The organism is Nonomuraea deserti, from assembly GCF_004348685.1.
Lineage (GTDB): Bacteria > Actinomycetota > Actinomycetes > Streptosporangiales > Streptosporangiaceae > Nonomuraea > Nonomuraea deserti.
This window is the reverse complement of sequence record NZ_SMKO01000103.1, coordinates 1-19,002: the sequence shown is the minus strand read 5'-3', so window position 1 is coordinate 19,002 and position 19,002 is coordinate 1. Positions and strand designations below refer to the sequence as shown.

At 69.9% G+C, this 19,002-nt stretch carries 18 protein-coding genes and 1 pseudogene; 11 read left to right on the top strand and 8 right to left on the bottom strand.

The window, feature by feature from the left end:
* Positions 1-28: 28 nt before the first annotated feature.
* Together E1292_RS30300 and E1292_RS30295 are read right to left on the bottom strand one after the other, a co-directional pair.
* Positions 29-757 (bottom strand): ABC transporter ATP-binding protein, encoded by a 729-nt coding sequence (locus tag E1292_RS30300; protein ID WP_132599064.1) that lies wholly within the window; start codon positions 755-757, stop codon positions 29-31.
* A complete protein-coding gene (locus tag E1292_RS30295; RefSeq protein ID WP_132599062.1) occupies positions 754-1,260 on the bottom strand; it encodes a PadR family transcriptional regulator in 507 nt (168 codons plus the stop codon). The genes E1292_RS30300 and E1292_RS30295 overlap by 4 nt, the downstream gene beginning before the upstream one ends.
* A gap of 131 nt (positions 1,261-1,391) precedes the next feature.
* On the opposite strand from E1292_RS30295, the gene E1292_RS30290 reads away from it, so the two are divergent.
* The 7 genes from E1292_RS30290 to E1292_RS30260 all read left to right on the top strand — a co-directional run bounded on the left by E1292_RS30290 (position 1,392) and on the right by E1292_RS30260 (position 7,947).
* Positions 1,392-2,639 carry an ABC transporter substrate-binding protein gene (locus tag E1292_RS30290; protein WP_165974813.1) on the top strand — a complete coding sequence of 416 codons (1,248 nt, stop codon included), beginning with the start codon at positions 1,392-1,394 and terminating at the stop codon, positions 2,637-2,639.
* Between the two features lie 7 nt (positions 2,640-2,646).
* Entirely contained in the window at positions 2,647-3,969 is a 1,323-nt protein-coding gene (locus tag E1292_RS30285; protein ID WP_132599060.1) for an ABC transporter substrate-binding protein, read from the top strand.
* Positions 3,970-3,981: 12 nt separating this feature from the next.
* The gene (locus tag E1292_RS30280) at positions 3,982-5,358 is read left to right on the top strand and encodes an ABC transporter permease subunit (RefSeq protein WP_132599058.1); all 1,377 of its coding nucleotides are present in this window, start codon (positions 3,982-3,984) and stop codon (positions 5,356-5,358) included.
* 71 nt (positions 5,359-5,429) lie between these two features.
* Positions 5,430-6,329 carry a carbohydrate ABC transporter permease gene (locus E1292_RS30275; protein ID WP_132599078.1) on the top strand — a complete coding sequence of 300 codons (900 nt, stop codon included), beginning with the start codon at positions 5,430-5,432 and terminating at the stop codon, positions 6,327-6,329.
* A 120-nt stretch (positions 6,330-6,449) separates the two neighbouring features.
* Complete coding sequence (locus E1292_RS30270) at positions 6,450-7,127, top strand: uracil-DNA glycosylase (RefSeq protein WP_132599056.1); 678 nt, start codon at positions 6,450-6,452, stop codon at positions 7,125-7,127.
* 10 nt (positions 7,128-7,137) lie between these two features.
* Complete coding sequence (locus E1292_RS30265) at positions 7,138-7,458, top strand: hypothetical protein (RefSeq protein WP_132599054.1); 321 nt, start codon at positions 7,138-7,140, stop codon at positions 7,456-7,458.
* Positions 7,459-7,656: 198 nt separating this feature from the next.
* Positions 7,657-7,947 (top strand): MTH1187 family thiamine-binding protein, encoded by a 291-nt coding sequence (locus E1292_RS30260; RefSeq protein WP_132599052.1) that lies wholly within the window; start codon positions 7,657-7,659, stop codon positions 7,945-7,947.
* 406 nt (positions 7,948-8,353) lie between these two features.
* Here the strand turns inward: E1292_RS30260 and E1292_RS30255 are convergent, their stop codons facing one another.
* Positions 8,354-10,084, bottom strand: a complete 1,731-nt coding sequence (locus E1292_RS30255) for an alpha/beta hydrolase (RefSeq protein ID WP_220447128.1) — start codon at positions 10,082-10,084, stop codon at positions 8,354-8,356.
* A gap of 245 nt (positions 10,085-10,329) precedes the next feature.
* Here E1292_RS30255 and E1292_RS30250 point away from each other — a divergent pair, with 245 nt between their 5' ends.
* Positions 10,330-11,103: a helix-turn-helix domain-containing protein gene (locus tag E1292_RS30250; protein ID WP_132599050.1), complete on the top strand. Its 774-nt coding sequence runs from the start codon at positions 10,330-10,332 to the stop codon at positions 11,101-11,103.
* Positions 11,104-11,301: 198 nt separating this feature from the next.
* Here E1292_RS30250 and E1292_RS30245 read toward each other — a convergent pair whose 3' ends face one another.
* Together E1292_RS30245 and E1292_RS30240 are read right to left on the bottom strand one after the other, a co-directional pair.
* Positions 11,302-11,517: a heavy-metal-associated domain-containing protein gene (locus tag E1292_RS30245; protein WP_132599048.1), complete on the bottom strand. Its 216-nt coding sequence runs from the start codon at positions 11,515-11,517 to the stop codon at positions 11,302-11,304.
* Positions 11,514-11,951, bottom strand: a complete 438-nt coding sequence (locus tag E1292_RS30240) for a nuclear transport factor 2 family protein (RefSeq protein ID WP_132599046.1) — start codon at positions 11,949-11,951, stop codon at positions 11,514-11,516. Before E1292_RS30240 ends, E1292_RS30245 begins: the two co-directional genes overlap by 4 nt.
* Positions 11,952-12,026: 75 nt before the next feature.
* Here E1292_RS30240 and E1292_RS30235 point away from each other — a divergent pair, with 75 nt between their 5' ends.
* The 3 genes from E1292_RS30235 (at position 12,027) to E1292_RS30225 (ending at position 15,679) form a co-directional block, all read left to right on the top strand.
* The gene (locus tag E1292_RS30235) at positions 12,027-12,611 is read left to right on the top strand and encodes a TetR/AcrR family transcriptional regulator (protein WP_132599044.1); all 585 of its coding nucleotides are present in this window, start codon (positions 12,027-12,029) and stop codon (positions 12,609-12,611) included.
* 248 nt (positions 12,612-12,859) lie between these two features.
* A complete protein-coding gene (locus E1292_RS30230) occupies positions 12,860-13,804 on the top strand; it encodes a phosphotransferase (RefSeq protein ID WP_132599042.1) in 945 nt (314 codons plus the stop codon).
* 279 nt (positions 13,805-14,083) lie between these two features.
* A complete protein-coding gene (locus E1292_RS30225; RefSeq protein WP_132599040.1) occupies positions 14,084-15,679 on the top strand; it encodes an FAD-dependent monooxygenase in 1,596 nt (531 codons plus the stop codon).
* A 222-nt stretch (positions 15,680-15,901) separates the two neighbouring features.
* On the opposite strand, the gene E1292_RS30220 is transcribed toward E1292_RS30225, so the two are convergent.
* The 3 genes and pseudogenes from E1292_RS30220 to E1292_RS30210 form a co-directional block, all read right to left on the bottom strand.
* Entirely contained in the window at positions 15,902-16,852 is a 951-nt protein-coding gene (locus E1292_RS30220) for a hypothetical protein (protein ID WP_132599038.1), read from the bottom strand.
* A 211-nt stretch (positions 16,853-17,063) separates the two neighbouring features.
* Entirely contained in the window at positions 17,064-18,770 is a 1,707-nt protein-coding gene (gene treZ, locus E1292_RS30215; protein ID WP_132599036.1) for a malto-oligosyltrehalose trehalohydrolase, read from the bottom strand.
* A pseudogene (locus tag E1292_RS30210) lies at positions 18,760-19,002 on the bottom strand (malto-oligosyltrehalose synthase); the annotation flags it as partial. The gene treZ and the pseudogene E1292_RS30210, both read right to left, overlap by 11 nt.

The window sequence follows — 19,002 nt, the reverse complement described above, 5'->3', positions numbered from 1 at the left end:
CCGCGCTCATCGGTCGCTCACCGGTCGCTCATCGGAGGTCGATCACTTCGCCGGCGGTGCCCCTGCGCCTGCGGGCGATGCGGCCGTCGTCGACGACCTCCCCGTCGAACAGCGAGACCACCCGGTCGGCCAGCGCGGCCACGCGGGCGTCGTGGGTGACCATGACGATGCTCTGGCCCTCCTTGTGCACCTTGCCGAGCAGGCGGAGCACGTCGCGCGTGTTGCGGCTGTCGAGGTTGCCCGTGGGCTCGTCGGCCAGCAGCAGGCTGGGCTGGTTGGCCAGCGCCCTGGCCAGCGCCACCCGCTGCTGCTCGCCGCCGGAGAGCTGGGCGGGCGCGGCGTCGGCCCTGTCGGTCAGGTCGAGCGCGCCGAGCAGGCTCTCCCGGCGCTCGCGGGCCACCTTGGGCGAGACCCCGGCCAGCAGGGCGGGCAGCTCGACGTTGTCTCCGACGGTCATGTTGGCGACGAGGTTGAAGAACTGGAAGACGAACCCGACCTTCTTGCGCCGCAGCAGCGCCCACGCGCTCTCGGAGAGGGTGTCGACGCGCTTGCCGTCGAGCCAGATCTCGCCGCTCGTCCTCGCGTCGAGCCCGCCCAGCATGTGGACGAGCGTGGACTTGCCCGAGCCGGACGGACCCATGATCGCGACGAACTCGCCCGGCTCGACCTGCAGGTCCACCCCGCGCACGGCGGGCACCGGGATGGCACCATCCTGGTAGATTTTGACCAGATTGACCGTTTTCAGCACGGCGCTCATGCCAGATCCTCCTGGCAACGTTCCAGCCAGTCAAGATCCGCCTGGAGGTGGAGCATGGCGCCCTCGATGAGCAGCATCGCCACCCGGTCGGACGGGGACGTGCGGTTGAGGAGGTCGTTGAGGTCGCTCATGAGCGACAGGTAGTGGCGGCGCTGCCTGTTGATCAGCGCCATGCGGTCGGCGATGCCGGTCAGCGGGGCGAGGACGAGCTTCATGAAGAACTCGTCGCGCACCCTCGGCCCCTCGGTGGGCTCGTCGACCCAGGTGGTGAGGTGGTCGCGGCCCTTGGCCGTCAGGTAGTAGACCTTCTTGTTGGGCCGGTTGGACTGCTCGACGTCCACCGCCCTGACCAGGCCGTCCTTCTCCAGCCTGCCGAGCGTCACGTATACCTGGCCGATGTTGGGGGAGGGATAGGCACTGCCGAAGGTCTGCTCGAGAGCTTGTTTGAGCTCGTAGCCGTGAGCCGGCTCCTTCGCCAGGAGCGCCAGCAGGTGAAGCCGCACCGCCCCACCTCCCCGCTGTGTTACGCATGCGTTACGAAGATATCTGTTGACCTACAGATTACCGCTGTGCATAACATGAATGCATCTACCTAACACGTATGTAAACCCTCTGAACACCCGGAGGAAACAGAGTGCTTCGCCCGCTCCTGCTCCTGCTGGCCGTGGTCCTCACGGCCGGGTGCGCGGCGGCGGGCGACGAGGGCGGCGGCGCGACGGGGACGGGCGGCACCGGGCCCATCACGTTCGCCACCGGACGCGACACCACGGCATACCTGCAGCCCCTGCTGGACCGCTGGAACCAGGCCCATCCGGCCGAGAAGGTGACGCTGCTGGAACTGCCCGAGGCCGCCGACGAGCAGCGCGCCCAGATGGCGGCCAACCTCCAGGCGCAGAGCAGCCGTTACGACGTGCTCGGGCTCGACGTGGTGTGGACCGCCGAATTCGCGGAGAACGGCTGGATCATCCCCCTGGAGCGCGGGTTGTTCCCGCTCGACAGGTTCCTGCCGCCGGTCGTGGAGACGGCTGTCTACAAGGGCAAGCTCTGGGCCGTCCCCTACACGAGCAACGCGGGGCTGCTCTACTACCGGACCGACCTGGTCGGCAAGCCGCCGAGGACGTGGGCCGAGCTTCGCGACCAAGCACGAAAGATCACGAAAAAGCATGACATAGATGGCTATGCCGGGCAGTTCCTGGCGTACGAAGGGCTCACGGTCAACTTCAGCGAGGCCGTGCAATCAGCCGGCGGCCAGATCGTCAGCCGCGACGGCAAAGAGGTGACCCTCGACCCCGCCCGGGGCGAGACCGCCCTCGACTTCCTGCTTCAAGGGCTGCGCGAGGGCTGGATCCCCGAAGAGTCGCTGAACTACAAGGAGGAGGAGTCGCGCCTGGCCTTCCAGGAGGGCAGGCTGGCCTTCGCCCGCAACTGGCCCCACGCGTACGGCCCCGCGAAGGCCGAGCTGGGCGACAAGGTCGCGGTGACCAGGCTGCCCGGGCTCGACGGCCCGGGGTCGAGCACGCTGGGCGGCGCCAACCTGGCCATCAGCGCCTTCTCCAAGCACCAGCACACCGCGCAGGAGTTCATCCGCTATTTCACGAGCCTGGAGAACGAACGCCGGGTGCTCACCGAGGGCTCGTTCCCGCCCGTGTGGACCGAGCTCTACGACGACCCTGCCCTGATCAAGCGCTTCCCCTACCTGCCGGTGCTCAAGGAGAGCATTCTCGCCGCCAAGACCCGGCCGGTCAGCGCCAACTACAACCAGTTGAGCCTGGTGATCGCCAGTTCGGTCGCCAAGGCTCTCGCCAACCCCCACACCGAGTCCGCCGACGACGTCGCGGCCTCCATGAAGTCCGAACTCGAAGAGATCATCAGAACCCAGTGAGGCAGCCATGCGAAGAAGCAGAGCAGCAGCGATCCTGGCCGGGCTCGCGGTAGCGGTCGCCGCCTGCGGCAACGCGCCGACGACGACGGAGCCCACCGCCTCGGGGTCGGCGCCGGCCACCGGCGGCGACAAGACGCTCGAAGGCGTGACGCTCGAGGTAGCGGCCAAGTGGACCGGGGCCGAGCAGAAGAACTTCGAGCAGGTGCTCAAGGCCTTCACCGACAAGACCGGGGCCAAGGTCACCTACGCCTCCACCGGCGAGGACACCGGCGCCTACCTCGGCCCCCGCATCCAGGGCGGCAACCCGCCCGACGTGGCGATCCTGCCGCAGCCCGGCCTGGTCCAGCAGTACGCCGACCAGGACGCGCTCAAGCCGCTGAACGACGCCGTCATCAAGGAGATCGACACCAACTACACCCCCTACTGGAAGGAGCTCGGCTCCGCCGACGACAAGGTGTACGGCGTGCTGATCAAGGCGGCGCACAAGTCGCTGGTCTGGTACCGCTCGCAGGCGTTCGAGGACGCGGGCGTACAGGCGCCGACCAACTGGGACGAACTGGTCAAGGCCGCACAGACCGTCGCCGACTCCGGCACGCCGCCGTTCTCCTTCTGCGGCGCCTCCGGCTGGACGCTGACCGACCTGTTCGAGAACGTCTACCTCTCCACCGCGGGCCCGGAGAACTACGACAAGCTCTCCAAGCACGAGATCCCGTGGACCGACCCCACCGTGGCCACCGCGCTCGAGAAGATCCAGCAGATCGTGAGCAAGAAGGAGTTCCTGGTCGACGGTGTCTCCGGCACCATGCAGACCGACTTCCCCACCTGCGTGAGCAAGGTCTACGGCACCAAGAAGGCCGCCATGGTCATCGAGGCCGACTTCGTGGCCGTCGAGGCTGACCAGTCGGGCGCCAAGGTCGGCGAGGAGGCGAAATACTTCCCGTTCCCCAAGGTCGGTGACACCGCTCCGGTCGTGCTCGGCGGCGACGTCGCGGTGGCCATGAAGGACTCCCCCGGCGCCATGGCCCTGCTGCAGTTCCTGGCCTCCAAGGAGGGCGGCGAGGTCTGGGCCAAGCTGCCCGGCTACCTGTCGCCCAACAAGAACGTCTCCCCCGACAACTACCCCGACGAGCTGACCAAGCAGCTCGGCCAGACGATCGTCTCGGCCGGTGACACCGTCCGCTACGACATGTCCGACCTGGCGCCGAGCGCGTTCGGCGGCACCGACGGCAAGGGCGAGTGGAAGGTGCTGCAGGACTTCCTGCGCGACCCGACCGACGTCAAGGGCGCCCAGGAGGCGCTCGAAGCCGAGGCCAAGAAGGCCTGGAAGTAAAGAGGTAAGGCCGTGACCGAACGGTTGGACGGCCCGCAGGACCCGCCCGCGGACGTCGCGGGCGGGCCCTCCACCGGACCGGCTGAAACCCCCCAACGCAAGCGACGCCTCGGCCCCTCCCCGGCGGTCGCCATCGCCTTCCTCCTCCCGGCGGCGCTGCTGCTGGGCATCTGGGTGATCTATCCGATCGTCTACTCCGTCTTCAGGAGCCTGTTCGACGCGACGGGCACCGGATTCGTGGGGCTGGGCAACTACACCACGATCTTCAGCGACGCCGGCACCCTCACCACCATCCGCAACAACCTGATCTGGGTGGTGGTCGCGCCCATCGTGGTCACCACGATCGGCCTGATCTTCGCGGTGCTGACCGAGCGGATCAGGTGGGCGACGGCGTTCAAGCTGATCGTCTTCATGCCGATGGCCGTCTCGCTGATGGCGGCCGGCGTGATCTTCCGGCTCGTCTACGAGGAGAGCCCCGACAAGGGCCTGGCCAACGCCGTGCTCACCACGGTGCACGACACGTTCTCCTCCTCGCAGGGTTACCCGGAGGCCCGCCCGCGCGGGGGCGACCAGTCTCCGGTCGCCGACCAGGGCGGCGCCGTCGTCACCAAGCAGCCCGCCCAGGCGGGCCAGCCGGTGCTGGTCCCCATCGTGGGCGTCAAGCCGGAACTGCTGCCGGGCGACGCGCAGCCCGCCAAGGCCCCCGCGGCCGGCGACGGGCTCTCGGGCACCGTGTGGTTCGACTTCACCCCCGGAGGCGGGGGCACCAACAACGCGGTCGACGGCGCCGAGAAGGGCCTGCCCGGCATGACCGTCGAGGCGGTGCGCGACGGCCAGGTCGCCGCGACCGCGACGACGGCCGAGGACGGCTCCTTCAGCTTCGCGGGGCTGCCCGCCGGCTCCTACGTCGTACGGCTGCCCGCGTCGAACTTCGAGGCCGCCTACGGCGGGCTGAGCTGGCTCGGCCCCACGCTCATCACCCCGGCGATCATCGGCGCGTTCGTCTGGGTGTGGGCCGGCTTCGCCATGGTGCTGATCGCGGCCGGGCTGGCGGCGATCCCGCGTGACGCGCTGGAGGCGGCCCGCATCGACGGCGCGACCGAATGGCAGGTGTTCCGCAGAATCACGGTGCCGCTGCTCTCGCCGGTGCTGCTCGTCGTCTTCGTGACGATGATCATCAATACGCTGAAGGTGTTCGACCTGGTCTTCATCATCGCGCCGGCCTCGGTCCAGCCACAGGCGAACGTGGTCGCGCTGGAGATGTGGCGCGTGTCGTTCGGCGGCGGCAACAACCAGGGCCTGGGCAGCGCGCTGGCCATCTTCCTGCTCATCCTGGTCCTCCCCTTCATGATCATGAACATCCGCAGGTTCAGGAGGGAGGACACGTGAGCGAGCCCATCGACAGGCCCGGTACGCCGGTCGCGCAGCCGGACGCCGCGGGATCCGACGGAGAGGGGCACGTGAGCACGGCAACGGCCGCGGCGCCGGCCGGAACGAAGGCGGGAGCGCCGCGCAGGGGCCTCGCGGGCAGGCTCGTCGACCGCCTCGGCGGCGGGGCGGTCCAGGTCGTGATGGTGCTGCTCGGCCTCTTCTGGCTGGTGCCGACGCTGGGCCTGCTCGTCGTCTCCATGCGGACGTCGGAGGTCAACAACGCCGAGGGCTGGTGGACGATCTTCACCAAGCCGGCCGAGCTGACCATCGGCAACTACGCCAACCTGCTGGGCAGCGGCTTCACGGCGTCCTTCTGGAACACCGTGCTGATCACGGTGCCGACCACGGTCCTGGTGATCGGCATCGCGGCGATGGCGGCGTACGCGTTCGCGTGGATGGACTTCCGCGGCCGCGACACCGCGTTCCTCGTCGTCGTCGGGCTGCTGATCGTGCCGATCCAGATCGCGCTGATCCCCGTCGCCTCCCTCTACGGCGCCGCCGACATGTTCGGCTCGATCGCCGGCGTGGTGCTGTTCCACGTGGCGTTCGGGCTGCCGTTCGCGATCTTCCTGCTCCGCAACTTCTTCGTCGGCATCCCCAGCTCGCTGCTGGAGGCGGCGCGGATGGACGGCGCGTCGGAGTGGAAGATCTTCGCGTCGGTGGTCTTCCCGCTGGGCAAGCCGGCCATCGCCTCGCTGGGCATCTTCCAGTTCCTGTGGGTGTGGAACGACATGCTCATCGCGCTGGTCTTCGCCGATACCGGGAACCAGCCGATGACCAAGTATCTGCAGTCGCAGATGCGGCAGTTCGGGTCGAACGTCGACATCCTCTCGTCCGGCGCGTTCCTGTCGCTGATCATCCCACTGGTGCTGTTCTTCGCATTCCAGCGGTACTTCGTCCAGGGCATGATGGCCGGCTCGGTCAAGTGACCCCGCGGGCGCCCACCTTTCGGCAGGAAGGCGGGCGCCCGCCCAATGTGATCATTCCGGTACGGCCGACGCCCGTGTTTTGACCGCAAGCCGTACCAGACATGGCTAAGCTTCACGGCCATGGCTGGTCGTCCCCTTCATGAAGTCGTCGAGGCCGGATGGGCGCGGGCGCTTGAGCCCGTCGCCGCGCAGATCTCCCAGATGGGCGAGTTCCTGCGCAAGGAAATCGCGGAGGGCAGGCAGTACCTCCCGGCAGGCGCGCACGTGCTGCGTGCGTTCAGTCAGCCTTTCGACGACGTCAAGGTGCTGATCGTCGGCCAGGACCCCTACCCCACGCCCGGCCACCCCGTCGGGTTGTCGTTCTCGGTCGCGCCCGACGTGCGGCCGCTGCCGGGCAGCCTGGTCAACATCTACAAGGAGATGGAAAGCGACCTCGGCCTGCCCCGGCCGGCCAACGGCGACCTCACGCCGTGGGCCGAGCAGGGCGTGCTGCTCCTCAACAGGGTGCTGACCGTGATGCCCGGCAAGCCCGCCTCCCACCGGGGCAAGGGCTGGGAGCAGGTCACCGAGCAGGCCATCCGCGCCCTCGTCGCGCGCGACAAGCCGATGGTCGCCATCCTGTGGGGCCGCGACGCGCGCAACCTGGCGCCCATGCTCGGCGACGTGCCGCGTGTCGAGTCCGCCCACCCCTCGCCCCTGTCGGCCCGCAGCGGTTTCTTCGGCTCGCGGCCGTTCAGCCGCGCCAACGAGTCGCTGGTTCAGCAAGGTGCGGCACCTGTGGAGTGGAAGCTCCCCTAACATCATCGCCATGAGTGATGAACCGAAGTTCCTGCGTCTCACGGTCGAGCTGACCGTCGAGGTGCTCGATGTGGACGCATTGCAGGCGGCGGCGCTGGCCGAGATCCGGCACCCCGACGCCGATCTCACCGAGGAGGAGCGCACCGAGCAGGCCGAGCTCGTCTCCTCCGACGACTCCGGCGCCTCCGCGCTGCAGTGGCTCATCGAGCCCGACCACGTGCTGCAGCTCGTCGACCACATCACCGAGATCGAGCCGCGCGAGGCCGTGCTCGGCGTGGAGCCGGCCGAGGAGCCCGGCGAGGAAGAGGAAGAAGAGCACGACCACGGGTGACGTTCGGGGGCGTGGTCAGCGGCGGCCACGGCGTTCGACGGCGTCGTGGCTCTTCGCAGAGCCGCCGTTACGATCGAGACCTCCAGGCTCGGGCGGCGCCGGCAGGTCCGGCGGGCCGAGCGCGGAGGATCGGGAGCGGCTGGAGCGGCTCCCGACCAGGTCCGTCGGAAAGCCCGGGTTCACCGCAGGAGGCACGCAGTGATCGTCGCATTCTCCATCACCCCGCTGGGCGTCGGCGAAGGGGTCGCCGAGCCCGTCGCCCGCGCCGTCCAGGTGGTCCGCTCCAGCGGGCTGCCCAACCGCACCGACGCGATGTTCACCACGATCGAGGGTGAGTGGGACGAGGTGATGGACGTCGTCAAGCGCGCGGTGGACGCGGTGGCGGAGGTCGCGCCCCGGGTGAGCCTGGTGCTGAAGGCCGACCTCCGGGAGGGGGTCACGGACGGCATGACGTCCAAGCTGGAGTCCCTGGAACGCCACCTCACCTGATCGGTCACCACGCCGCACCAGGGCGGGGGCGAAGACTCGGACCCGCCTTCGTTTCCGGTGCCGGTGGCCGTTGAAACAGCGCGTTTCCCTTCGCCCGCGGCCTGCCGAAGCGGCACACCCGCACGTGTCGCGCTGATCACCGCTCACAAGCTCCTGCCCATGGCGCGGCGGCAGGAGCTTGCTGGGGCCTGACCAGCGCATCCGCGTCGAGGACGTCACGAATCTCGGGTGTCAGAGGTCTGCGACGTGGCCGGCGGCGATGGCCGCCGCCCGGTGGCGGCGCCATGCCACGAGCGGCGAGACGCGCGGGCCCGCCCGGCGGCGCCGACCGCCGCGCCGCCGGAACGTGCCGCCGGCCCCGTGGCGGCTGGTCCCGGCCGGCTGCTTCGACGTGCCACCACCCTGCTCAGAGCTCGCACCGGGCCCCTTCGGCCGGGGACTCGAGGTCGATGAGGTAGGCGGCCACGGCCTCGTTGACGCAGGCGTTGCCGGCCAGCAGGGCGCCGTGCTGCTCGCCCTCGACGGTGAGCAGGCTGCCGCCGAGCGTCTTGGCCAGGTTGACGCCGCCCTCGTGCGGCGTCGCGGCGTCGCCCGTGACGGAGACCGTCAGCGTGTCGGGCAGGCCCTTGATGCCGGTGGCGTACGGGTAGCCGAGCGTCGGCTTGACGGGCCAGTACTCGCAGCCGTCGCGCGCCTCCTTGACCGAGCGGCCGGGGTCCGAGAACGGCGCCGCCTTGAACCACGCCCGGTTCAGCGCGGTCTCCTCCTTCGGCGTGTGGCGATCCTCGTCCAGGCAGTTGATCGCCATCGTGGCTTCGAGCGAGTCGGGGTAGACGCCGTCGGCGGTCCGCCCGTGGTAGGTGTCGCGCAGCTTCAGCAGGGTGTCGCCCTTGCCGGCCTTCAGCTCGGCGAGGCCCGCGATCGCGGCGGGCCAGATCGCCTTGCTGTACATCGCGGCGATCATCCCCTCGACCGCCTGACCGTACGTCAGCCCGCGCCCGTCGGACGTCCGCGCGGGCTTGCCGATCAGCGGCCGGACGAGGTTCTGGAAGGCCCGGGTGGCGCGGCCGGGGTCGGTGCCGAGCGGGCAGTCCGGCTTGGTGGCGCACGACGCGGCCATGCGCTCGAACGAGCGCTGCATCCCGGTGGCCTGCTGGACGCGTCGCTCGTGGCTGCCCTTCAGCGGATCCATCGCCCCGTCGAGCACCAGCGCGCGGACCCTCTTCGGGAACATCTCCGCGTACACGGCGCCGAGCCGGGTGCCGTAGCTGGAGCCCGCGAAGGAGAGCTTCGCGTCACCCAGGGCCTGGCGCAGCACGTCCATGTCCCGCGCGGCGTCGCGGGTGCCGACGTGCGCGAGCACCTGCTTGCCGCCGGAGCGCTCGGCACACTGCTCGACGAGCCGGCGGGTCTCCTGCTTGGTCCAGTCGTCCACGCCGGCGGGGATCGAGGAGAGCTTCGCGTCGCGCTCGCGCTCGGCGTCGGTGTAGCAGTCGAGCGCCGGGGTCGAGGCGCCGACGCCACGAGGGTCGAACCCGACTATGTGGAAGCGCTCGGTGATCGGCGATTTCGCCCACGCGGCGGCGGTAAGGGCCGCGTACTCCGTGCCGGGGAAGCCCGGACCGCCGGGGTTCACCAGAAGCGACCCGATCGGCTTCTTGCCGCGCGCGGGGACGCGCAGCAGTGCCAGCTCCGCCTGCCTACCCTTCGGGTTCCGGTAGTCGAGCGGCACCTTGAGCCGCGCGCACTCGGCTTCGACGTCCGGCGCGTCCGGCGTCGGCTTCGGCGCATCGCACGGCTTGAACGCCGGCTTCTGCCCGTAGAAGCGGTCCAGGCCGGTGCCGGAGGGGGCGGACTGCTGACCGGTCGGGCCGGTGCCGGCCTGACCGGTGACGGCCTGACCGGTGCCGGCCGGGCCGGACTGGCCGGACTGGCCGGACTGGCCGCCCGCCTGGCCGCCGGACCGACCGCCCGACTGGCCGCCCGACTGGCCGCCCGCCTGGCCGCCCGCCTGGCCGCCCGACTGGCCGCCCGACTGGCCGCCCGACTGGCCGCCCGCCTGGCCGGCGCAGGCGCCGAGCAGCAGCGTAAGAGCCGCGACGCCCATGACGACGGCTGGTGGCTTGCGATATGACATGTACGTGCTCCCATGGTCGAAGGCGATGGTCACCAGGAGATGAGGCCTGGGGGCCCGAGCAGGCTCACGTCCGATGCGCGGCACCGGTAAGGGCGTGAACGTGCTGTTTGACACCGACCTAACAGCGTGCCCTTGGGACACAGTCAAGGGGCGCCCCACGACCGGCCACCAAGCTTGAGTGTGCCCTTGGGGCATGGTGTGGACTGGGACGCGGTGGCGGCCGTGAACGACGAGGGAGGCGGAGAATGGCGTGGAGCACGCGGCAACTTGCCGATCTTGCGGGCTCGACGGTGAAGGCCATCCGGCATTACCACGAGCTCGGGTTGCTGGAGGTGCCCGAGCGTGCGGCCAACGGGTACAAGCAGTACAAGGTCGCGCACCTGATCCGGGTGTTGCAGATCAAGCGGTTGCGTGACCTGGGGGTTCCGCTGGCGCAGGTCGCGGCGATGGGGCGGGCCGACCAGGAGCCGGACGAGGCGATCCGCGCGCTGGACGCCGAGCTGGAGGCGACGATCGAACGGCTCAATCGCGTGCGCGCGGAGCTGGCCGTCATCCTGCGCCATCGCGCGCCGATCCATGTGCCGCCCGGATTCGCTCCCCTCTCTCAAGAGCTCTCCGACACGAACCAGGCCCTGCTCATGGTCTATTCGACGGTGTTCAGCGAGGAGGGCCTGGAGGAATTCCGCCGGATCATCGCTGTGCGCGACGACACCGGCGAGGAGTTCGAAGCCCTTCCCCCGGACGCCGACGATGCCACGGTCGACCGGCTCGCCGAGCAGATCCTGCCGGCGGTCCGCAGGATGCGGGAAGAGCACCCGTGGTCGAACGACCCGGTGGCGGATTCGCCACGAGGGGCGGAGCTGGCCGGAAACGCGATGGCACATGCGGCGGTGGAGCTCTACAACCCCGCACAACTACGCGTCCTGCGGCGCCTGCACCACCTCCTCGAACAGGCCACGGACAAGAACGACGACGCTCTCCCCGACCCGGGCCCAGACGTGCGTCTGGGCGAAGAATGACGACCGACACGCTCGGAACCTCGCTCGTCAGGAAACCGCGCATCGCCATCGCCAGGGAAACTCTTCGCCCGGACCCCCGCATCGTCATGCTGCGGCATAGTCGGCGGCGGCCACTGTCAGATGACGTCGTGGCCTGCGTGGAGCTGCCGAGACGATCGAGACCTCCAGGCTCTGGTGGCGCCGGCAGGTCCGGCAGGCTCAGGCACGGGGGGCGGTGAGCTCGTAGCCCGCCTCCTCGACGGCGGCGCGCACATGCGCGAGATCCAGCTCCTGGTCGCTGGTCACCGAGACCCGGTCCGCCTCGACGTCCACTCTCACGGCGGTGACGCCGGGGACACGTTCGAGTTCCTCGGTGACGGCGTCCGCGCAGTGCCCGCACGCCATGCCGATCACGGTGTAGGTGCTGGTGGTCACGCCGGCGCCCCCTGGTTGCTGAGCGCCGTCGCCTGGTCGCCCTTCCCTCCGGCGGGGACGGTGCGGGTGAGCATGTGCGCCCTGCGCATCCGCCCGTCGTCGGTGAACTGCCCGAAGAAGTACACCTCCATGGCGAACTCCTTCTCGCGCTGCTGTACGTGCAACGTGTAGCGCGCGGCGATCCGGTCGCCGTCCGCCACTGCCTCGTGCACCTCCATACGGCTGCTGGGCCGGTTCTTGCGCACCGGGCGTGTGTGCGCAATGAGTTTGTCCCGGTCCATCCGGTGGCCGTCGGCTATCTCGATGATGTCCGTGGTGTGGTAGCGGTCCACTATCGATGCCGGATCCTCGTCGTCGCGCAGAAGGTCCTCGGAGAAGGAGGTGAAGAACGCGGTGATGAATTCTTTGGGGTCGCTGTCGCTGGATGGACGCATGGGGACTCCCGTCTGCGATAAATTTGACATGATGTAAGCTATGCATAGGTGATTAACTTTGGCAAGGTGTAAGAAATGAGTTCACCCCCGGGCCGCACTCGCCGCGCCGACGCCCGACGCAGCAGGGCGCTCATCCTGGACGCGGCGATCCCGCTGCTCAACGCCCGGCCCGAGGCCAGCGTCGACGCCATCGCCACCGCCGCGGGCGTGACCCGCCAGACCGTCTACGCCCACTTCCCCTCGCGCCAGCAGTTGCTGGCGGCGGTGCTCGACCGGCTCACCGAGGAGGCCTTGGGCGAGATGGATGCCGCCGACCTCGACACGGGGCCGGCCGCGGACGCGCTGCTACGGCTGATCGACGCCGGCGCCAGGACGGCCGGGCGCTATCCCGCACTGATGCAGAAGCTCAGCGCGCTGCCCGTACCTCCAGGAGAGGACCAGGCGCGGCACACGGCAGTCGCCGACCGGCTCAAGCGCGTCATCGAGCGCGGCCTGCGGACCGGGGAGTTCGACGATCGCCTCCCGGTCGACTGGCTGGTCGCGGCCACCATCACGCTGGGCCACGCCGCGAGCGAAGAACGGACCGCCGGACGCCTGTCCGCCGCGGAGGCGGACGAGGCTCTCCGCGTCAGCCTGCTCCGGCTGCTCGGCGCAAAATGATTGTGACGGTCGGCGCAACACCGCTTCCCCAAGGGCGCAGCAGGCGACACCGAACGGAGTGATCAACCGGTTTTCCGAAGCGACGACATCGACGCCCATCCCGAACCCTCTGCCGAACGAGACCCACACCACAGCGTCAGGACGATGCCGGAGCCGGTCGCCGCCATCCGCGAACTCACGGGCGCGAAACGACCCTTCAACCCGGTGCGCAAGCCGCTGTGAGTGCTTGATCGCGCGACACTGGGCCGATGCAGCTCAAGGAGATTCACCGCATCGCCGAGGCGCTCGGCCGCAACGTGGTGAGGACATCGACATTGGCGGGTGGGTTCTCTCACGAGACGTGCCTGCTCACGCTGACCGACGGCCAGGTTGTCGCGCGGCTCGGCGGATCGGATCCGGTCGTCGAAGCCGCGGTGATGGCGGAGGCCAGCCGGCATGTCCCCGTCCCGCAGGTGCTGTTGGTCATGCCGTCCGTAGCGGAAGACCAAGGCGCTCGGCCGGCCATGGTTCTGGATCATGTAGCGGGGACACTGCTCAGCCAGGTGCTTTCCGGTGACGGGTTGAGCAGGACGTCCCTCGGGGATCTCGGCGCTGAGGTGGGGCGTGTCGTCGCGGGAATCGGTGCGGTGACGTTCGAACGCCGGGGTTTCTTCACCGACGAGCACTTGTCCGTCCGCGAAGAACGCCCGTGGTCACAGCAACTGCGCGAGGTCGCCGAGGCATGCATGGCCGCCGCTCCCGAAGCCCGTTTGGATCAGGCCACACGACGGGCATGGCTGGACCTGTGCGCGACCCAGGCGCCGGCACTGACCCCTATTGATGATCACACTCGGCTGGTTCATGCCGACATCAACCCCAAGAACATTCTGGTCACACGCATGCGCGGCAGCTGGCGAGTCGATGCCGTCCTGGATTGGGAGTTCAGCTATTCGGGATGCCCTTATGGCGACGCGGCGAACATGGTCCGGTTCGGCGCCGACTATCCCGTTCCGTTCCTCGACGGCTTCCGCCGCGCTTTCGCCGAGCACCAGCCGGCTGACCTGGCCCTCGTTGAGGAATGGAGCCATCTGGGACGCGTCCTGGACATGTTCGCGCTCAGCGACCTGGTCACCCGTCCTGCCGGGCATCCCGTCGCGGAGCAGGCAGCGGAGCAGATCAGGCGCTGGGTCACCGACGGCATACCACGAGAGTGATCCCTCCGCTGGAGCAATAGTGATCGAGGAAGCAGGCCACATGGCGTAGATGAGTCGGGGACCGCCCACATCCACAGCGGGTGTGGGCCCAGGTGCATCCCCGGGCGGCCTTCACGACCGTGCCAGCGGCTCGGCCCGTGAGTCAGGCCGCCTGATTCGTTGACCTCTCTCGAGACACAGAGCTGTGAGCCATTTCAAGATATATCTTGACCGCTCCATGGACGCGACATATCGTGTTGCCCGTCAACGCGATAGTACGTGTTACGGAGGTGGCGGGCAATGGAGCGAGAGCGGGTGCCGATCCTCGTGGTCGGCGGCGGGTATGCGGGACTGAGCGCGGCGGTGCTCCTGGCCTGGCGCGGAGTGCCGGTCACCTTGGTCGAACGGCACCCGGGCACCTCCATCCAGCCCAAGGCCTTCGGCGTCGGCCCGCGGGCGATCGAGCTGCTTCGTCCCGTGCCGGGCATCGAGCAGGAGCTGAGCGACATCTGGGCGGGCATCGGCGAGAACCTGCGCATCGCCATCGCCAGGAACCTCGCCGACCCGGACCCGCACATGATCATGGAGGACGAGGTCGAGGAGCTGGCCTTCCTGACCGACATCACCCCCGTCGCCATCGTGGGCGCGCCCCAGGCCGAGATCGAACGGGTGCTGCGGCGCAGGGCCGAGGCGCTAGGCGCCGACCTGCGCTTCTCCACCGAGCTGCTCTCGCTCGACCAGGACGAGGACGGCGTGACGGCGGTGATCCGCGGCGAGGACGGCGAACGCGCCATCCGGGCCGACTACGTGGTGGCCGCCGACGGCTGTCGCAGCCCCGTGCGCCGGATGCTCGGCGTGCCCACCTCGGGCAAGGGCGTGCTGGGCGACATGTGCTCGATCATGTTCGACGCCGACCTGACCGGGCTCGTCGAGGATCGTATGGTCACGCTCTGGTATCTGCAGAACGACGTCTTCACCGGCGCCATCGTGACCGGCACCGGAGTGGGGGCGCACGTGCTGGGCGTCAACCACGCCGACGGCGAGAGCGCGGCCGACTTCACCGACGAGCGCTGCGCCGAGCTGGTGCGGATCGCGACCGGCCGGCCGGATCTCGACGTGCGCATCCTGGACAAGACGACGTTCGCCCTGGGGCACGTGCTCGCCGACACCTACCGGGCCGGCCGGGTGTTCCTCGCCGGCGACGCGGCCCACACCATGCCGCCCACCGGCGGGCAGGGCGGCAGCACCGCGATCCAGGACGGCTGCGACCTGGCCTGGCGGCTGTGGCTCGTCGTCACGGGCCAGGCAGGCCCTGACTTCCTCGACACGTACGACGCCGAACGCCGCCCCATCGGCACCATGACGGCCGACGCCCAGCTCGCCAACCTGGGCGTCCGCATGCCTCCCGGCGCCCGCGAGGGCTATCCGGAGCCCTTGGAGGACCCCGCGGCCTGGCTCGTCGGACACCGCTACCACTCCACGGCGATCCTGAACGAACCCGGCGACGACGGCTCGATCCTGGAGGATCCCCGCGTCCCGCACGGGCGCCCCGGCAGCCGCGCCCCGCACGTGGTGCTCGACTGGGAGGGGCAGCGCATCTCCACCATCGACCTGTTCGGCTCCGGCTTCGTGCTGCTGGCCGCCAAGGAGGGGGGCCAGGCCTGGGTGGACGCCGGCCGCCAGGTCAAGGAACGGCTCGGCGTGCAGCTCACGCGGCTGCTCGTCGATGCCGAGCTCATGGACGTGAAGGGACGGTTCCAGGAGGTGTACGGCGTCAACAGGGGCGGCGCCGTACTCGTCCGGCCCGACGGGTATGTGGCCTGGCGCTCCCCGGAGCCCGTGCAGGACCCGGCGACCACCCTGGAGAGTGTCATGCGGCAGATCCTCAGCCGCTGACCCACCACAGGCCCCGATGCGACCGGCCACGTCGGCGGCGACAAACTGAGCCCTCCCAAAGGGCGCGCCACACGACAAGCACCCGGGCCACCCCACAAGGGAAGCGTCAGGCGGCGTGCACCCGGATCACCAGCAAGAAGTGCGGCACACGGCGAACACCCAGGCCGCCCGGCCAGGGGTGCGTCACACGGGGAGCACCCGGGCCGTCCGGCCAGGAGTGTGTCACGCGGCGAGGGTGGAGGACAGAGGGTGCATGCTCGCCAGCGAGGCGTGGGCGGGGCCCTGGGTGGCGCAGAGCCAGTCGTTGGTGGAGCCGGTGAAGCCCGTGGGCGGCCCGACCTTGAGACAGGTGATCTGGCTCGTGCCGGAGACGGGACCGACCTTCAGCCGCCGGACGCCGGTGGGGCCCACGGCGCCGGCCTCGTAAGGGGTCAGCCGGACGCCGAAGGGGAGGCCGCCGTCGGGCTGGTCGCACGGCTGGATCTGGAGGAAGTCGTCGATCCGGCGCTCGGTTGCCTCCGGATGGGCGGTGAGGTGGGCCAGATGGTCGGCGACCAGGCGGCCGGCAACCGTACGCAGGAGGTTGGTGGCGCACAGGTTATGAGCGCAGGCGGCGCCGTCAAGGGTGATCTCGGGTAGGGCGAAGCGGCGCAAGCCGCGCGAGGTCACCCGGAGGCAGGAGCTGTCACCGGGATCCCAGGGCGCGCAGGCGGCGACCTCGTGAGTGCGGACGTCCCAGGCCAGCCAGTCGTCGTTGAGGTGGAACGTCGCAAGCTCGCCGGCGCGTTGCCCGCAGGTGAGGATGGCGGCACCGGTCAAGGGGTCGATCAGCAGCCCGTCGCATTCGCGCGCCAGGGCTCTGGCCGCGGCCCTGGCCGCCTGCGCAGTCACGGGCAGCAGGTGAGGGGGCGCCGTGGCGGACACCGCGACATGGTGTTTCGCCCGTCGCAGGCGACGCCTCTCCTCGTCGCCGAGGTTGGCGCCGGTCGGCTTCCATGGGGTCGGATGGCACGTCGCGGTCAGGGCCCGGCTGCGCATGGCGCTGATCACGGCTTTCCTGTGAGGGCCGGCGACGCGCCAGGGCAGGAACGAGCCGACGTCGAGCGGCTGGTGCTCCATGGCCACGACGAACCCGGACGTCTGTGTGCGGGGCAAGGGCAGGGTGATCTTCATGAGCGACCTCCGGGCGTATCGAAGCGGTGAGGCGCTCAGGATCGGGTACGGCGGGTGGGCGAGAGTGAGTGGAGCGACGTTCTGTGGATGACGTCGAGTCATCCACAATCGGGCGCACGGCAGCTGTTGCCGCCTGACATCGCCCGGGACACGCCGGGCATGCCCCTTGGGCGACGACCAGAGTTTCCTGGCCCGCGCGGTCCGGCCGGTGTCAGGGGCGGCAGATCAGCAGCGACTGGCCCGGCAGGCGCACGCCTTCCGCATCGGACGTCACCGGCTCGTCGGAGGCCAGCACGATCGTTCCCGGCGCCAGCGGCAGCGTCACCGAGTCCGCGGCGAAGTTCACCAGCACGGCCAGCGACCCCCGCCACATGATCAGCCAGGCGCCGTGCGGGTCCGTCTCCACGCGCACCCGGTCGAGCCGCGGATCCGACAGCTCGGGCAGGGCCTTGCGCAGCGCGATCAGGTCGCGGTACCAGCACAGCAGCGACCAGTGCGCCTCCTCCTTCACCTCGCTCCAGTCGAGTTTCGAGGCGAGGAACGTCTCCTCCTGGGAAGGGTCGGGCGCGTCCCACGCGGGCCAGAAGCCGACGAATTCCCGCTCGCGCCGCTCCGCCTCGGTTTCCCGCAGCCGGGGCTCGACGTGGTCGGAGAAGAACAGGAACGGCGAGCGCGCCCCCCATTCCTCGCCCATGAACAACATCGGTGTGAAGGGCGACGTCAGCAGCAGCCCCGCGCCGAGCTTGAGCGCGGGGATCGGCAGCCGGTCACCCTGGGGCCGGTTGCCGATCTGGTCGTGGTTCTGCAGGCAGGCGACCAGCCGGTGTCCGGGGACGCCCGCGTAGGAGCGCCCGTGGGCGCGCCCGCGGAAGCTGGAGTAGGACCCGTCGTGCAGCACCCCCGACGCCAGCGCCTTGGCCAGCGCGGGCAGCCGCGCGAAGTCCTGGTAGTAGCCGTGGGACTCCCCGCTCACCGCGCAGTGCAGGGCGTGGTGGACGTCGTCGTCCCACTGCGCCGTCATGCCGAGCCCGCCGGTCTCCAGCGGGCGCACCATGCGGGGGTCGTTGAGGTCGGACTCGGCGATCAGCGACAGCGGCCTGCCGACGAAGCACGCCAGCGCGTCCACCTCCTCCGACAGCTCGGCCAGCAGGTGCTTGGCGCGCTTGTCGTGCAGCGCGTGCACGGCGTCCAGCCGCAGCCCGTCGATGTGGAAGTCGCGCAGCCACTGCACCGCGTTGCCGATGAGGTAGCGCCGCACCTCGTCGGAGCCGGGCCCGTCCAGATTGACCGCTTCGCCCCAGTAGCTCCCCTCAAAGCCGGCAAAGTACGGGCCGAAGGGCCGCAGGAAGTTCCCCGACGGCCCGAGGTGGTTGTAGACGACGTCCAGGATGACCCCGATCCCCGCCCGGTGGCACGCGTCCACGAACGTCTTGAGCCCGTCGGGCCCTCCGTACGTCTCGTTGACCGCGTACAGGTCGACCCCGTCGTAGCCCCAGTTGCGCCCGCCCGGCACGGGAGCGACCGGCATGAGCTCCACGAAGTCGACGCAGAGCTCGACCAGGTGCTCCAGCTTCTGCACGGCCGCCGCGAACGTGCCCTCCGGCGTGAACGTGCCGACGTGCAGCTCGTAGATCACCGCGCCGCGCAGGTCGCGGCCCTTCCAGTCGTGGTCGGACCAGAGGAAGCGGTCGTGTTCGTAGACGGCGCTCGGCCCGAAGACGCCCTCGGGCTGGCGGCGGGAGCGGGGGTCGGGGTAGGGCCCGCCGCCGTCGACCAGGAAGGCATATGTCGTGCCGTGTTCCGCCCCGGCCACGTCGGCGGACCACCAGCCCCCCTCGCCGGGGGACATCGCCCGGCGCCCGTCCATGACGTCCACCTCGACCGCTGTGGCCTTCGGCGCCCAGACCTCAAAGATCATTTCTCTCCAGGAGTGCGACCGGATACTGACCGAGCAGGTGCGCGAGCGGGATGCGCCCGGTGTGCCGGACACCGGTGAGCAGGTCGCGCCAGGTCCCCGTGGGCAGCGTCAGCGTCGTGGCGCCCCAGCCCGTCGCGGCCAGGCGCACGGGGAGCCGGGTGGCGACGGCGACCGCCCGCGGCCGCTCGCCGAAGTCCTCGCCGCCCCGGGCGAAGGCGACCACGTGCTCCGC